The organism is Streptomyces sp. NPDC001781, assembly GCF_053596035.1.
On the sequence record NZ_JBSFFI010000021.1, the window covers coordinates 32483 to 47325 of the forward strand.

At 72.3% G+C, this 14843-nt stretch carries 13 protein-coding genes and 1 pseudogene; 8 read left to right on the plus strand and 6 right to left on the minus strand.

Translation table 11 applies throughout. The features are described from left to right. Nucleotides 1–2: 2 nt before the first annotated feature. Together ACWCV3_RS19885 and ACWCV3_RS19890 are read right to left on the minus strand one after the other, a co-directional pair. On the minus strand, nucleotides 3–1376 hold the full coding sequence (locus tag ACWCV3_RS19885) for a mycothione reductase (protein WP_451225586.1): 1374 nt from the start codon (nucleotides 1374–1376) through the stop codon (nucleotides 3–5). A 51-nt stretch (nucleotides 1377–1427) separates the two neighbouring features. Beyond that, complete coding sequence (locus tag ACWCV3_RS19890; RefSeq protein ID WP_451225589.1) at nucleotides 1428–2801, minus strand: NAD-dependent succinate-semialdehyde dehydrogenase; 1374 nt, start codon at nucleotides 2799–2801, stop codon at nucleotides 1428–1430. A 162-nt stretch (nucleotides 2802–2963) separates the two neighbouring features. Between ACWCV3_RS19890 and ACWCV3_RS19895 the strand changes: the two genes are divergently transcribed. Next, nucleotides 2964–4181, plus strand: a complete 1218-nt coding sequence (locus ACWCV3_RS19895; RefSeq protein ID WP_451225592.1) for a PP2C family protein-serine/threonine phosphatase — start codon at nucleotides 2964–2966, stop codon at nucleotides 4179–4181. 77 nt (nucleotides 4182–4258) lie between these two features. Beyond that, nucleotides 4259–4543: a hypothetical protein gene (locus ACWCV3_RS19900; RefSeq protein WP_451225595.1), complete on the plus strand. Its 285-nt coding sequence runs from the start codon at nucleotides 4259–4261 to the stop codon at nucleotides 4541–4543. Nucleotides 4544–4564: 21 nt separating this feature from the next. Here the strand turns inward: ACWCV3_RS19900 and ACWCV3_RS19905 are convergent, their stop codons facing one another. Beyond that, nucleotides 4565–5719 carry a glutathione-independent formaldehyde dehydrogenase gene (locus ACWCV3_RS19905; protein ID WP_451225598.1) on the minus strand — a complete coding sequence of 385 codons (1155 nt, stop codon included), beginning with the start codon at nucleotides 5717–5719 and terminating at the stop codon, nucleotides 4565–4567. A gap of 421 nt (nucleotides 5720–6140) precedes the next feature. Between ACWCV3_RS19905 and asnB the strand changes: the two genes are divergently transcribed. From asnB to ACWCV3_RS19930, 5 genes are all read left to right on the plus strand, one after another. Continuing rightward, complete coding sequence (gene asnB / locus ACWCV3_RS19910) at nucleotides 6141–7982, plus strand: asparagine synthase (glutamine-hydrolyzing) (RefSeq protein WP_451225601.1); 1842 nt, start codon at nucleotides 6141–6143, stop codon at nucleotides 7980–7982. 572 nt (nucleotides 7983–8554) lie between these two features. Then, nucleotides 8555–9220 (plus strand): HemK2/MTQ2 family protein methyltransferase, encoded by a 666-nt coding sequence (locus ACWCV3_RS19915; protein WP_451225604.1) that lies wholly within the window; start codon nucleotides 8555–8557, stop codon nucleotides 9218–9220. A gap of 85 nt (nucleotides 9221–9305) precedes the next feature. After that, nucleotides 9306–9521: a CDGSH iron-sulfur domain-containing protein gene (locus ACWCV3_RS19920; protein ID WP_451225606.1), complete on the plus strand. Its 216-nt coding sequence runs from the start codon at nucleotides 9306–9308 to the stop codon at nucleotides 9519–9521. Then, entirely contained in the window at nucleotides 9518–10528 is a 1011-nt protein-coding gene (locus tag ACWCV3_RS19925; protein WP_451225609.1) for an iron-containing redox enzyme family protein, read from the plus strand. The genes ACWCV3_RS19920 and ACWCV3_RS19925 overlap by 4 nt, the downstream gene beginning before the upstream one ends. Then, nucleotides 10525–11397, plus strand: a complete 873-nt coding sequence (locus tag ACWCV3_RS19930; protein WP_451225612.1) for an SDR family oxidoreductase — start codon at nucleotides 10525–10527, stop codon at nucleotides 11395–11397. Before ACWCV3_RS19925 ends, ACWCV3_RS19930 begins: the two co-directional genes overlap by 4 nt. A gap of 70 nt (nucleotides 11398–11467) precedes the next feature. On the opposite strand, the gene ACWCV3_RS19935 is transcribed toward ACWCV3_RS19930, so the two are convergent. Together ACWCV3_RS19935 and ACWCV3_RS19940 are read right to left on the minus strand one after the other, a co-directional pair. Beyond that, a complete protein-coding gene (locus tag ACWCV3_RS19935; RefSeq protein WP_451225615.1) occupies nucleotides 11468–12250 on the minus strand; it encodes a hypothetical protein in 783 nt (260 codons plus the stop codon). Nucleotides 12251–12295: 45 nt separating this feature from the next. Further along, complete coding sequence (locus ACWCV3_RS19940; protein ID WP_451225617.1) at nucleotides 12296–12868, minus strand: hypothetical protein; 573 nt, start codon at nucleotides 12866–12868, stop codon at nucleotides 12296–12298. Between the two features lie 318 nt (nucleotides 12869–13186). Between ACWCV3_RS19940 and ACWCV3_RS19945 the strand changes: the two are divergent. After that, a pseudogene (locus tag ACWCV3_RS19945) lies at nucleotides 13187–13396 on the plus strand (DUF6343 family protein); the annotation flags it as partial. A gap of 116 nt (nucleotides 13397–13512) precedes the next feature. Here ACWCV3_RS19945 and ACWCV3_RS19950 read toward each other — a convergent pair. Next, nucleotides 13513–14700: a zinc-dependent alcohol dehydrogenase gene (locus tag ACWCV3_RS19950; RefSeq protein WP_451225620.1), complete on the minus strand. Its 1188-nt coding sequence runs from the start codon at nucleotides 14698–14700 to the stop codon at nucleotides 13513–13515. Between the last annotated feature and the right edge of the window lie 143 nt (nucleotides 14701–14843).

Sequence of the window (14843 nt, forward strand, 5' to 3'; positions counted from 1 at the left end):
TCTCAGGAGGCCGTGGAGTCCAGCCCCCGCAGGGCGTTCTCCACGACCTCCGTCAGGGCCGGGTGGATCCACAGCGGCTTCCTGGCGAGGTCACGCGCGGTGATGCCGAAGGTCTGGGCCACGACCAGCGGCTGGACGAGAGTGGCCGCCTGCGGGCCCAGCAGATGGGCGCCGAGCAGTCGGCCGGTGCGCCGGTCGACGAGCACCTTGCAGAACCCCCGGTTCTCCTCCAGGGCCCAGCCATAGGCCACGTCCTCGTACCGGTGCGTGGCGGTGACGTAGTCGAGGCCCTGCTCGCGCGCCTGCTGTTCGGTGAGGCCGACCTGGGCGATCTGCGGGCGGGTGAACACGGCGGCGGGCACCGTGTCGTAGCTCATGGTGCGGAGGTCACCGGGGTGGAGGAGGTTGTGCGCGACCACCTCGGCCTCGCGGTTGGCGACGTGCTTGAGCGGTACGGCCGTGGACACGTCGCCGAGCGCCCACACCCCCTCGGCGCTGGTGCGCAGGTGTCCGTCCACGGTGATCCGGCCGTCCTCGGCGTCGATACCGGCGGCGGCCAGGCCGAGACGGTCCCCATTGGGACGACGCCCGACGGCCACCAGCAGTGTGTTGGCGCGCAGTTCGGTGCCGTCGTCCAGGGTGAGCCGCAGGTCGCCGGGCCGACCCGCGACCCCGGTCAGCTCGCGGCCCAGACGAAGGTCCCACTGGTCGCGCACGGTGTCGGTGAACGCCTCGGAGACCCCTTCGTCCTGCTGGGCGAGCAGCCGGTCCTGCTGCTCGACCACGGTGACGTGGCTGCCCGCCGAGTGGAAGACGTGGGCGAGCTCGGCCGCGATGTAGCCGCCGCCGAGCACGACCAGTCTCTCGGGCGGCTCCTGAAGCCGCATGACCGTGTCGGAGGTCTCGTACGGCAGCCCGGAGTCGGCGACCACCGGGGGTACGACGGGCCGGCCGCCCGCCGCGACCACGATCCGGTCGGCGCGCAGCTCCACCGGGCCGCTCGCGGTCTCCACGCTGAGCCGGCGCTCGCCGGTGAAGCGGGCCCGGCCCCGGTAGACGGTGACGTTCTCCGCGGCCCGCCGCCCCTCCTCGCCCTCCTCGGCGGCGGCGTCCAGGCGGCCGAACACCCGCTCGCGGGCCTCGGTCCAGCGCACCGCGCGCAGCTCGGCTTCCACGTCGTGGCGGTGGGCGTCGCGGACGGTGTCGGCCACGTCGGCGGTGGCGGCGAGCATCTTGCTGGGGATGCAGCCAGCGTTGAGGCAGGTGCCGCCGAAGGGTCCCTCGGCGACGACGGCCACGTCCAGATGGGCGAAGCGGTCGTCGACGAGGGCGTTGCCCGTCCCGGCTCCGATGACGATCAGGTCATGACTGCGCATGCCGGGAACGTGTCCCTTCGGCCGGCTTTCATGCCCGTTCGCCCGGCCCGGTCAGTGGGTGACGCGGACCAGTTTGTGGTTGGCGAACTCCTCCATGCCGAAGCGGCCCAGCTCGCGGCCGAAGCCGGACCGCTTGACCCCGCCGAAGGGCAGCTCGGCCGCGGTGCCCGCCGGTCCGCCGAGGAAGACCATGCCGGCGGCGAGGCGCCGGGCCACCCGCTCGGCCTGCTCGTCGTCGTCGGTCTGCACCGAGGCGCTCAGCCCGTACGGCGAGTTGTTGGCGAACTCCACCGCCTCGTCCTCGGAGCCCACCTTGAACAGCAGCGCGACCGGGCCGAACAGCTCCTCCTTGTAGGCCCGCATGTCGGGCGTGATGCCAGCGAGCACCGTCGGCTCGTACCAGGCGCCCGGCCGGTCCATGCGGCGGCCGCCGGCCAGCACGGTCGCACCCTTGGAGACGGCGTCCTGGACCTGCTCGTCCAGGGTCTGCACGGCCTTCTCCGAGGAGAGCGGGCCCATGTAGGTGGCGGGATCGGTGGGGTCGCCGGGGACGATGCGGCGGATCGCCTCGGTGTACTGCTCGGCGAAGTCGTCGTAGTGCTCGTCCAGCGCGATGATCCGCTTGGAGGCGTTGCACGCCTGGCCCGCGTTGAGCATGCGGCCCTGCAGGGTGTTCTTCACGACGCGGGACATGTCGGAGACGCCCAGGATCAGATACGGGTCGGAGCCGCCCAGCTCCAGCACGACCTTCTTCAGGTTACGGCCCGCGATCTCGGCCACGGCCGCGCCCGCCCGCTCGGAGCCGGTGAGGGAGACGCCCTGGACACGGTCGTCGGCGATCACGTCCTCGATCTGCTCGTTGGTGGCGAAGATGTTGACGTACGCGCCCTTCGGCAGCCCGGCGTCCTGGAAGATCCGCTCCATCTCCAGCGCGGACTCCGGACACTGCGGGGCGTGCTTGAGCAGGATGGTGTTGCCCAGCATCAGGTTGGGCGCCGCGAACCGGGCGACCTGGTAGTACGGGAAGTTCCACGGCATGATCCCGAGCAGGGTGCCGACGGCCTCCTTGCGGATGACGGCGCGGCCGCCGGAGGCCACGTCCAGCTCCTCCTCCTTCAGGAACTCCTCGCCGTGGTCGGCGTAGTAGCGGTAGATCGAGACGACGATGCCGATCTCGCCGAGCCCCTGCTTGACCGGCTTGCCCATCTCGCGGGTGATGATCGCGGCGAGCTGGTCCTTGCGCTCCTCGTAGAGGTCGGCCACCCGGTGCAGTACGGCGGCGCGCTCCGCGGCCGGCCGGGCGGCCCACTCGCGCTGAGCGGTGTCGGCCGACTTCAGCGCCTCGCGCAGTTCGGCGTCGGTCGCGGTCGGGTACTCCCGCTCGGTCTCGCCGGTGGCGGGGTTGACGATTCGGTAGTGCTCCATGACGTCCTCTCGTTCTCCGGTCCGGACGGCCGCGGGGGCGGGTGGCGGCGGCCGGGCGTCACCGGACGGTACGGCCAACCGGCTACCCGTGGCGGGCCCGGAACACACCCCCCAATATGTGCCGATAATCCCTGTAAAGGCGATTCCGACTACTCTGGAGCGATGCCGATCGACTACGCGGCGGTGTTCCAGGCCCTGCCGGGCGCGGTCGCGCTGCTCAGCACCGACCTGGTCTTCGTCGATGCCAACCTCGCGTTTCTCGCGCAGGCGGGCCGCGGCCGCGATCAGGTGGTCGGCCGGCACGTCTTCGACGCCTTCCCCTGCAATCCGGCGGACCACGGCGCCTCCGGCGCGCGCAACCTGGAGGCGTCCCTGCGCCGGGTGCTGCTGAACCGCGAGCCCGACACCATGGCGCTGCAGCGCTACGACGTGGAGTCCGCCGGCCGGCCGGGCCGCTGGGAGGAACGGTACTGGAGCCCGGTCAACGCACCGGTGTTCGCGCCGGACGGGCACGTCGCCGTACTGATCCACCGGGTGGAGGAGGTCACCGAACTGCTGCGGGTCACCGGGCGTTCGGGCGGTGAGCTCAACCTGGAGGCAGAGCTGTACAGCCGGATGCGGGAGCTGCACCAGGTCAACGAGCGGCTCCGCAAGGCGCACGCCCGCGAACGCGAGGTGGCCCTGGCCCTCCAGCGCGCCATGCTCCCGGTCCCCGACCCGGTCGGCCGGCACCGGGTCGCCGTCCGGTACCGGCCCGCCGTCGGATCGCTCAACGTCTGCGGGGACTGGTACGACCTGGTCAGGCTGGCCGACGGGGACCGGATCGCCGTCGCGGTCGGCGATGTCGTCGGCCACGGCCTGGAGGCCGCCGGGGTGATGGGTCAGCTCCGCAGTGCGCTGTCCGCCACCTCCCTGGTCGCCGGTGGCCCCGCCCGGGCCCTGGAGGTCCTCGGCCGCTACGCGCATTCCCTGGAAGGCGCCCAGTCCACGAGCGTGGTGACCGCGTTCGTCGACTGGGGCCGGCATGTCATCACCTACTCCAGCGCCGGGCATCCGCCACCCGTGCTCGTACGCGGCGCCGGGGGCGCGGTCCTGCTGGACGGGGCGACCGATCCGCCGCTGGACGCCGCCTTCGAGCCGCGCTCCCGTCCGGAGGCCACCGTCACTTTCAGCGAGGGCGACGTCCTGGTGCTGTACACCGACGGTCTCATCGAGCGGCGGCACCAGGACATCGACACCGGGCTGAACCGGCTCGTCGAGTCCTTGGTGGGCAACCGGGACATCGGGTCGACCGAGGCGCTGGCCGACGCCGTCCTGTCCGAAATGCTTCCCGCCGAGGGCATGACGGACGACACCGCACTGGTCGTCCTGAGCCTCTGACCAGGGCCGAGTCGCCGGATGCCAAGAGTCTGCGACCGAGGTGTCGTGCGAGGCGGGATCGGGGGTACCGGGGCCGCATGGCAGCGAAGACAGATCACCGAATCCTGCGAGCCGTACGGCAGTTGCGCCGGGTGCGTACCTTCTACGCGACCGGCGTCGCCCTGTGGCTCACCGCCGCGCTCTGGACGGGCTGGATGCATCCCGGCAGCCGCCAGATGTGGGTCTCCTTGCTCCTCCTCGTACTCTTCTCCGGGCTGCTGGTCACGGCGACGCTCTGGCTCCAGCGGCTGCGCGCCTCGCACAAGGAGGCTCCGGCCCAGCACGCGGCGCCGGGACGGAAGATCGCCGCCCAGCACGCCTGACCGGCGGGCCGGAGCCCCGGTTCACGCCGCGAGGCCGTGGCCGGGGTGCAGTACCACCTTGGTGTAGCCCTCGATCCGCTTGTCGAACTTGTCGTACGCCTGCGGGGCGTCGTCCAGCGGGAGTTCGTGGGAGACCACGAAGCTGGGCCGGGCGCGGCCGGAGGCGATCAGGTCGCGCAACTGCCGGTTGTACTTCTTGACGTTGCACTGGCCGGTGCCCATCTTCTGGCCCTTCTCGAACATCTTGCCGATGGAGACCAGGAGTTGGCCGTGCCTGGCGTGCTCGTCCGGTCCGCCGGGGTCGGAGGGCACGTACAGGCCGGGTACGCCGAGCCGGCCGGTGGGACGGACCGTCTCCACCAGTTGGTTGAGGACGATCGCGGGCTCCTCGTGGCCGCTCTCGTCGCCCTTCTGGGCCTGGTAGCCGACGGCGTCGATGCCCTTGTCGGTGCCCTCGCCGCCCGTCTGCGCCGTGATCTGCTCGGCCGGTCCGCCCTTGGTGAAGTCGATCGGGATGGCTCCGATCTCCCCGGCCTTGGCGAGGCGTTCGGGTACCCGGTCGACCACGAACACCTTGGACGCGCCGCGCAGCAGCGCCGAGTACGCGGCCATCAGGCCCACCGGTCCGGCCCCGTACACCGCGACCGTCTCGCCGGGTGAGACCTGGGCGAGTTCGCAGCCGTGGTAGCCGGTCGGGAAGATGTCGGCCAGCAGGATGTAGTCGGTCTCGTTCTCGTCGCCCTCGGGCAGCTTCAGGCAGTTGAAGTCGGCGAAGGGCACCCGCAGCCGCTCCGCCTGGCCGCCCGTGTAGGGGCCCATGGACACGTAGCCGTACGCGCCGCCCGCGAAGCCGGGGTTCACCGTCAGGCAGAATCCGGTCTCGCCGGCGAGGCAGTTCTTGCAGAACCCGCACGCCACGTTGAACGGCATCACGACACGGTCCCCCACGGACAGCGAGGTCACACCCTCTCCGACCTCCTCGATCACGCCCAGGTTCTCGTGGCCGAACACGATGCCCGGCTCGGCCGCCGTGCGCCCCTCGTACATGTGCAGGTCGGAGCCGCAGATCGCGGACGAGGTGATGCGGACGATCACGTCGTTGGGGTGCTGGATCCGCGGATCGTCGACCTCTGCCACCGTGACGCTGAAGGGCCTTTCGTAGACAACGGCTTTCACCTGTGTCACCTCCGCGTCTCGTGCCGGGTGACGGTGACGGGTCGGGCCGGTGCCGGACGCGCGCCGGGCGCGGCCGTGCCGGGGCCCGTGGCCCTCGCTCCACCGCCGTTGCTTCCAGGTAACGCCTCCGCGCAGGGCACTGCAACCCACCCGGGGATTGCGAAGTTTTTGCCTGTGGCCGGTTCCCTGCGCCGCCCCGCTGCTCACCCGGCATACGCCGGTTTTCGCTTCGGCAAAGTACGGCCGAAACCCGCGGTCCTCCGTGTCGTGGAGGTCACGGAGCCGTTGACCGGCGCCGCTGCCGGGCGGAGGCTCGTCACATAGGTGCTCGATACAACTGGTTTGGCGGCCGGGCCCGGTACTCGCGGGAGACCGCAGTTCAGCGGCGGGCCGCCGGTACGCCGGCAACAGGAGGCAGCGCATGTGCGGCATCACCGGCTGGGTGTCCTTCGACCGTGATCTCGGGGCCGAGGACTCCGTATTGGATGCGATGACCGAGACGATGGCCTGCCGGGGCCCGGACGACCGGGGTGTCTGGGTGGAGGGGCCCGCCGCGCTCGGTCACCGCCGGCTCGCCATCATCGACCTGCCCGGCGGACGCCAGCCGATGTCGGTGCGCACGCCTCAGGGCAACGTCGCCCTCGTCTATTCGGGAGAGGCGTACAACTTCACCGAGCTGCGCCGCGAACTCACCGACCGGGGACACCGGTTCACCACGGACTCCGACACCGAGGCCGTACTGCGCGGCTACCTGGAGTGGGGTGACACGGTGGCCGAGCGGCTGAACGGCATGTACGCGTTCGCCGTGTGGGACGGCCGGCACGACAAGCTGGTGATGATCCGTGACCGGATGGGCATCAAGCCGTTCTACTACCACCCCACCGCCGACGGGGTCCTCTTCGGCTCCGAGCCCAAGGCGATCCTGGCCAACCCGCTGGTGCGCCCCCGCGTCACGCTGGACGGGCTGCGGGAGCTGTTCACCATGGTCAAGACGCCCGGCCACGCGGTGTGGGACGGAATGCGCGAGGTCGAGCCGGGCACCGTCGTCACCGTCGACCGCTCCGGCCTGCGCACCCGCGTGTACTGGCGGCTTGAGACCCGTCCGCACACCGACGACCGGGACACGACGATCGCCACCGTCCGCACGCTGCTGGACGACATCGTGCGCCGTCAGCTCGTCGCGGACGTGCCGCGCTGCACTCTGCTCTCCGGCGGCCTGGACTCCTCCGCCATGACCGCTCTGGCGGCGGAGCAGCTCGCGGAGCGGGGTGAGAAGGTGCGCAGCTTCGCGGTCGACTTCGCCGGGCAGGCCGACAACTTCGTCGCGGACGAGCTGCGCGGGACCCCGGACACCCCCTACGTCCACGATGTCGCCCGGCTGGCCGGGACCGACCACCAGGACATCGTCCTGGACGTGGAGTCCCTCGCCGACCCCGCCGCCCGCGAGAAGGTGATCCGCGCCCGTGACCTGCCCGCCGGGTTCGGTGACATGGACGCCTCCCTCCTGCTGCTCTTCCGCGCCGTCCGGGACCAGTCCACGGTGGCCCTGTCGGGCGAGTCGGCGGACGAGGTGTTCGGCGGCTACCTCCAGTTCTTCGACGAGGAGGCGCGGCACGCGGACACCTTCCCCTGGCTGGTGAGCTTCGGCCGCCACTTCGGGGACGACACGGGCGTACTGCGGCCCGACCTGGTGGACGCGCTGGATCTGCCGGAATACGTCGCGGACGGATTCCGTACGGCCGCCGCCGGGGTCGAACGGCTGGACGGCGAGAGCGACTTCGAGTTCCGCATGCGGAGGATGTCCAACCTCCACCTCACCCGGTTCGTGCGCATCCTGCTCGACCGGAAGGACCGGATGAGCATGGCGGTCGGGCTGGAGGTACGGGTGCCGTTCTGCGACCACCGGCTGGTGGAGTACGTCTACAACACACCCTGGGCGCTGAAGTCGTTCGACGGCCGGGAGAAGAGCCTTCTGCGCGAGGCCACGGCCGACGTCCTGCCCCGCTCGGTGTACGACCGGGTCAAGAGCCCCTACCCCTCCACCCAGGACCCTGGTTACGGCCGCGCCCTCCAGGCCCAGGTCAAGGACCTGCTGGCCAAGCCGTCCCACCGGGTCTTCGACCTCCTCGACCGCGAGAAGGTGCGGCGCGTCGCGGCCAGCGAGTCCCCGGCGGGCACGCAGGCGGCCCGGCGGGGTCTGGAGCGGACGCTCGACCTCGCGACGTGGCTGGACCTGTACGCGCCGGAGGTGAGCATCGGCTGAGACCCGCCACGAGGTGTGCGGAGGGCGTCGAGGACGTCCTCCGCACCCCTTCGCGTGCCGCCGCCCGAGCACCTGACTCCCGTCAGAAAAGGAAGTTGACCGAAGTTCACTCCTGCCGCGCACGCCCTCTTGGCTGGTACAGACCAATGCGTTCGAGTGTGGCCTCCCATCCCCCGTCACGGCCGCCCCCCACGCCTTGGCCGGTGTCTGCGGCACGCCCTCGGCGAGCGCGCCCGCGTTCCCGCCCCGCACCGGAACGGCCGTGTCCCATCGAGGAGTTGATTCAGTGTCGAGACGGCACATCTCCGCCGCCCTGGCCGCGCTCGCCCTCGCCGTGGCACCGGTGCTGCTGCCCGCGCCGGCCGCCTCCGCGGCCCCGGCGGCGACCTCTACTGCTGACCGGGCGGCGCCCACGGGCGCGCCACGGCCACCCCCGGCCGTGGCGCGCCCGTACGTCACCGGGAGCGTCCGTGCCGGCACGCCGGGCCACGGGCCGGCCCCGCGAAGTGTGGCTGACGCGACCAAGGGCACTCAGACACGCACGGAGGACGCCCATCGCCCTGGAGGCAGACATGGGACCACTGGCAGCCCTGCCGACACCGCCGGGCGTCTACACCCCGCAGCACGACACCGGTCTCATCGCCCGGGTCATGGAGAAGGAGCACCTGGACGCCGGCTCCTTCGTACTCGACCTGTGCACCGGCAGTGGCGCACTGGCCGTGCGGGCCGCCGCCCGCGGAGCTCGGGTCACCGCGGTCGACATCTCCCGGCGGGCCCTGGCCACCGCCTGGTGCAACGCGCTGCTGGCCGGGCGGTCCATCACGGTGCGCCGCGGCGACCTGGTCTCGGCCGTGCCGGGCCGCCGGTACGACCTGGTGGTGAGCAACCCTCCCTACGTCCCCGCGCCCGCCCTCAGCCCCCCGAGCCGGGGTTCCGCCCGCGCCTGGGACGCCGGGCCGGACGGGCGGGTGTTCGTGGACCGGATCTGCGACACGACCGCCGGTGTGCTGAAGCGGGGCGGAGTCCTGCTCCTGGTGCACTCCGCGCTGTGCGGCACCGCGCCGACCCTGGACCGGCTCACCGACACGGGGCTCGACGCCGCCGTGGTGGACCGGGCCACCGTGCCCTTCGGCCCGGTCCTGCGTGCGCGCCGCGCCTGGCTGCACAGCCGGGGCATGCTGGGCGACCGGCACGAGGACAAGGAGGAGCTGGTGGTGGTCCGCGCCGTGCGCCGTTGACCCGGACGGCCCGTTTCGGTGTCTTTCAGCGGGTACCCGTGCGGGACGGAAGCCAGTACCCGAGCGGTGAGGACGGTGGTCGGCCGTGGGACGAGAAGCCGAGAACGCCACGAGCGTGACGATCACACCGGACGGCCCACTGCTCCTGCCCGGCCCGGTGGAGGTGACCCTCCCCGACGGCACGGTCGTCTCCTCGCGGCGCTTCACGGTGGCGCTCTGCACCTGCCGTCGCAGCCGCGTCTACCCGTGGTGCGACACCAGCCACCGCCGCCGCACGCGGAACGCGAAGGATGCCCGGTGACCGCGCCCGCACTCCCCGAGCCGCGCGGCGACCTGTCCGCCGCCGTCGTCGCCGCGCTGCGCAGCGGTGACACCGCCGTGGACAGCACGCTCCCGCCCACCGCCGACCCGTACGGCGACGACCTCCAGCTCGCCCTTTACACGCTCTACGAGCCGCACTACCGGGGGTTCGAGGGCGTGCCCGACGAGCTGGAATGGGACCCCGGACTGCTGGCGCTGCGCCGCTCGCTGGAGGGATCGTTCCTCGCCGCCCTGCGCCGGGACGTGCCACCCGGTGCGAGCGCCGGGGAGGCGCTGGACGCGCTGCTGGCCGAACCGGTCGGGCACGACGACAGCAGCGTCAGCCACCACCTCCAGCGCGACGGCGAGTTGTGGCAGCTCACCGAGTACGCGGCCCTGCGTTCGCTCTATCACCTCAAGGAGGCCGACCCGCACGCCTGGGTCATCCCGAGGCTGCGCGGGCGGGCCAAGGCGGGCATGGTGGCCGTCGAGTTCGACGAGTTCGGCGCCGGCCGCCCCGAGGAGATCCACGCGCGGCTCTACGCCGACCTGATGAACGACCTCGGCCTGGACACCGCGTACGGCCGCTATCTCGACCTGGCCCCGGCCACGGCGCTGGCCACGGTCAACCTGATGTCCCTCTTCGGGCTGCACCGCGCGCTGCGGGGCGCGCTGGTGGGGCACTTCGCCACCGTCGAGGTGACCTCGTCGCCGGGCTCCCGCCGGATGTCCGCGGCCATGCGCCGTGCCGGCGCGGGACAGGCCGCGCAGCGGTTCTACGACGAGCACGTGGAAGCGGACGCCGTGCACGAGCAGGTGGTCCGCCGTGACGTGGTCGGAGGGCTGCTCGCCGACGAGCCGCACCTCGAAGCCGACATCGCCTTCGGCGTGCACGCCACCGGTCTGCTGGAGGACCGCTTCGGCGCGCAGGTGCTGAAGGCGTGGCGGCAACAGCACAGCGCCCTGCGGACATCGCCGCGGGGCGGCAAGGAAAGGAACTGCCCGTGACCCGGAACCCGCTCCACCGGCACCCCCGCCCCGAGTTCCCGGACCAGGATCAGGCCCATCCGGGCTGGACCGGCCCGATGGACCCCCCTCCGGACCACGGCGAGGAGTCGTACGAGGGAAGCGGGTTGCTGACCGACCGCAAGGCGGTGATCACCGGCGGCGACTCCGGCATCGGCCGGGCCGTGGCGCTCGCCTATGCGCGCGAGGGCGCCGACGTGCTCTTCACCTACCTGCCCGAGGAGGGCGAGGACGCCGCCGGGACGAGCCGGCTCGTCGAGGAGGCCGGCCGCAAGGCGGTGGCCGTGCCCTGTGACATCCGGGACGAGGAGCAGTGCCGCCGGCTGATCGAGCGGGCGGTGGACGAGTTCGGTCGCGTCGACATCCTGGTGAACAACGCCGCCTACCAGATGTCCCAGCCGGACGGCATCGGGTCGATCAGCACCGAGCAGTTCGACCGGGTGGTGCGCACCAACCTGTACGGCATGTTCTGGCTGAGCAAGATGGCGCTGCCGCACATTCCGCCGGGCGGCTGCATCATCAACACCACGTCCGTGCAGGCGTACAAGCCGAGCCCGCACCTGCTGGACTACGCGATGACCAAGGGCGCCATCGTCACCTTCACCCAGGGACTGGCGCAGATGGTCGCGGACGACGGCGTCCGGGTCAACGCCGTGGCGCCGGGCCCCGTGTGGACACCGCTGATCCCGGCGACCATGCCGGACACGGCCGAGTTCGGCAAGCAGTCGCCGCTGGGCCGCCCGGCCCAGCCGGCCGAGATGGCCCCGGCCTACGTCTTCCTGGCCTCGTCGCACGCGAGCTTCATCACGGCGGAGATCCTCAACGCGACCGGCGGCACCCCGCTGCCGTGACCGCTGGGGGACACGGCAAGCGGCCCGGACCGAGGAGGTCTGGGCCGCCGTCATGCGAGGTGAGCGGGGCTCAGGCGTCCAGGAGCTGGTTGAAGAAGGTGCGGTACTGCTGGAGCGCCACCCGCAGTCCCTCGGTCTCGACCTGTTCGCCGCGGCTCCACTGGCCCTCGAGTTCCTTCTTGTGGTCGGCGAAGGTCGCGGCCAGCGACTGGATGACGTCGGCCACCAGCGCGTCCGCCGAACGGACGGCGTCCTTGGGGTCGTCGACGAAGGTGCCCTGGATCGTGGACCAGCGCTCGCGGAAGGTCTCGGCCTCCTGGTGGGCGATGAGCGGGTCGGCGCCCTCGTCCACCGCGTGCGGCCGGCCCCCGCGCTGGTGCCGGTCGCCGTCCGGGTGCCGGTCGCGGTCGTCGCGCCCGGCGAGGGGCGCGCGGTCCGGGGTGCCGGCCGGCTCACCCGTGGCGCTCCGCTCCGGCTCGTCGTCCCGCTCGGCGGTGGCGGCGCGTCCGCCGGTGACGGGCCGCCCCTTGCCGGAGAGCGACGGCGTCTCGCCGGTGGCAACCGACGGGGGCGCGTCGGCCGAGCGCTCGGCCCCTCGGTCGGCCGTGTGGCCGGCCGCGCGGTCGGCCGCGCGGTCGGCACGGTCGGCCGTGTGGCCGGTGCGCGCGCCGGACAGCGGGCCGGAGCGGGCGTCCGGCGTGGCGTCGCGGCCGGTGTCGGACGGTGCGTCCGTACGCGGCTCGGACAGGGGGCCGGAGCGGGCGTCGAAACGGCTGTCCCGGCCGGGGCGGGCCAGGTCCTCCGTGGTCAACTCACCTTCGCCGGAGCCGCTGTTGGTGTGCCGGTCTGACATGACATCCTCGTTTCCGCTGGTGCCGTGGTGGAAGTGCGCGCCGGGTCAGGCCGCGTCGTGCCCGGTGCTCTCGTGGTGCGGGGGACGGCTGCTGCCCAGCAGGTCGTCGAAGAGGGTGCGGTAGCGCACCATGGCGCCGCGCAGGTCCTCGGTGGTCGCCTCGCCGTTCTCGTTGCGCAGGCTCACGTCGTGGGCGTCGCGGTAGTGCTCCAGCGTCTGCGCGTGCTCGACGGACAGGTCACGGAGCTGCTGCTCGAAGCCCTCGGTGGGGTAGCCGCGGTCACGCATGAGCTGGGTGACCAGGCGGTCGGCGTCGTCGACGCTCTGCGCCGGGTGGTCGACGAAGCGCTCCTGCGTGTCCCTCCACTCGCCGGCGTAGCGGTCCCGCTCCTCGGGGGACAGCTCCTTGAGGTCGAGATCGCGGTGCCGCTTCTCGCGGGCCTGGAGTTCGCGCTCGGCTTCCCGCCTGCTCGCGCCCGACTGGACGGCCCGGTCGTACTCGGGGCCGAACCTCTCCTGGAGGCGGCGCCGGCGGCGGCGCGTCACGAGCCACACTCCCGCGGCGATCAGGATCAGGACGACCACCAGAATGGCGATCAGCGTTTGTGCGGTGGACATCGCCTCTCCCGCTGGGTGAGTTGGGTGGAGGGGCGGGCCGGATCGACGGCCTGCCGGTTACTCCGCCCGAGTACCCCGGCGACGTTCCCGCACACCGCCTCGGCCTGGCATGCGGCGGGGTGGTCGCCGGTGCGCGGGGGCGGGTGGGCGGAGGCGGCGCCGGGCAGCCCGACGTCCGTCGTGGGGCGGGTCGCCTCCCTGCCCGAAGTCCGTGACGACTCCTCGCGAACCGGACGGGGATGAGGGCATCAGCCGACGACACCGCACGCGTACCGCGCGCGTTGGGTCACGACCGGCCGCCGGCGCAAACGCACCGGAGCCCAACCGGTCACCGCACGCGGCCCGCTGAGACCGCGCCTGGTGCTCGGCGTGACCGGGCTGCTGGTCTTCGCGCTCGGTACGGTGCTCTTCGCCGTGTGGGCGCACACGCTGCGGCAGCAGGACGTGCCGGACGCCACCCCGTTCACGGTTCTTGCCGTCGCCCGCGGTGTCCTCGCGCTGTGCGCCGCCGTGGACCTGGTCGCGGTCCTGCCGCGACTCGCGCGCGAACGCGCCCGCCGCACCTGGGCGGGACGCGGAGAACGGGCGGGGCCACGATGCCCCGCCCTTGCTCTCCAGCCGCCGGACGGCCGTCGGGGGCGCGCCTACCAGGGCTCCAGAACCGCCTTGATCATGCCGTCCTTCTTCGCCTGGAACGTCTCGTACGCCTGCGGTCCCTGCTCCAGCGGGAGGACGTGGGTGGCGAAGGTGTCCACGCCCAGCGGGTCGTCGTCGGTGAGCAGCGGCAGGATGTCGCCGACCCAGCGGTGCACGTTGGCCTGGCCCATGCGGAGCTGGATCTGCTTGTCGAACAGGGTCAGCATCGGCATCGGGTCGGTCATGCCGCCGTACACCCCGGACAGCGAGATGGTGCCGCCCCGTCGGACGAGGTCGATGGCCAGGTGCAGCGCGCCGAGCCGATCGACACCCGCCTTCTCCATGACGCGCTGCGCGACGGCGTCGGGGAGCAGGCCGGCGGCCCACTGCGCGGCCTTGGCGAAGGGCGCGCCGTGCGCCTCCATGCCGACGGCGTCGATGACGGCGTCCGGGCCGCGGCCGTCGGTGACGTCGCGGATCGCGTCGGCCAGGCCGTCGCCGTACTCGCCCAGGTCGTAGACGTCGATGCCGTGCCGGCGGGCACGGGCGAGGCGTTCGGGGACGAGGTCGACGCCGATGACCTTCTCGACGCCGTGGTGGCGGGCGATGCGGCACGCCATCTCACCGATCGGGCCGAGACCCAGCACCACCAGGCTGCCGCCGGGCCGCACATCGGCGTACTCGACGGCCTGCCAGGCGGTGGGCAGTACGTCGGAGAGGTAGAGGAAGCGCTGGTCGGGCGGGCCGTCGGGGACCTTCACGGGGAGCTGGTCGCCGAACGGCACCCGGAGGAACTGCGCCTGCCCGCCGGGGACCTGGCCGTACAGCTTGGTGTAGCCGAACAGGGAGGCGCCCTTGCCGTGGTCGCGGACCTGGGTGGTCTCGCACTGGGAGTGCAGCCCCTGGCCGCACATGCGGCACTGGCCGCAGGAGACGTTGAAGGGCACCACCACGCGGTCGCCGGGGGCGAGAGAGGTCACCTCGGAGCCGGTCTCCTCCACGATGCCCATGGGCTCGTGGCCCAGGATGTCGCCGGCGTCGAGGAACGGGCCGAGGACTTCGTACAGATGCAGATCCGATCCGCAGATCCCGCTCGACGTCACGCGGACGACGACGTCGGTGGGGTCCTGGATCTGCGGGTCCGGGACGGTGCCGACGCGGACGTCCCTCCTGCCCTGCCAGGTGAGAGCGCGCATGTCTCCTCCAGTGTCCTCGGGTACTGCGGCTCGCTCACGTGCCGGGTACCCGGCACTCCGGTCCTCACCCGGCGCACGAGGGGCCGTGCCGCGCGCACCCGGGGGCTCTCGCTCTCCGGGATGCGGCTGTCTGTGACCGGCGC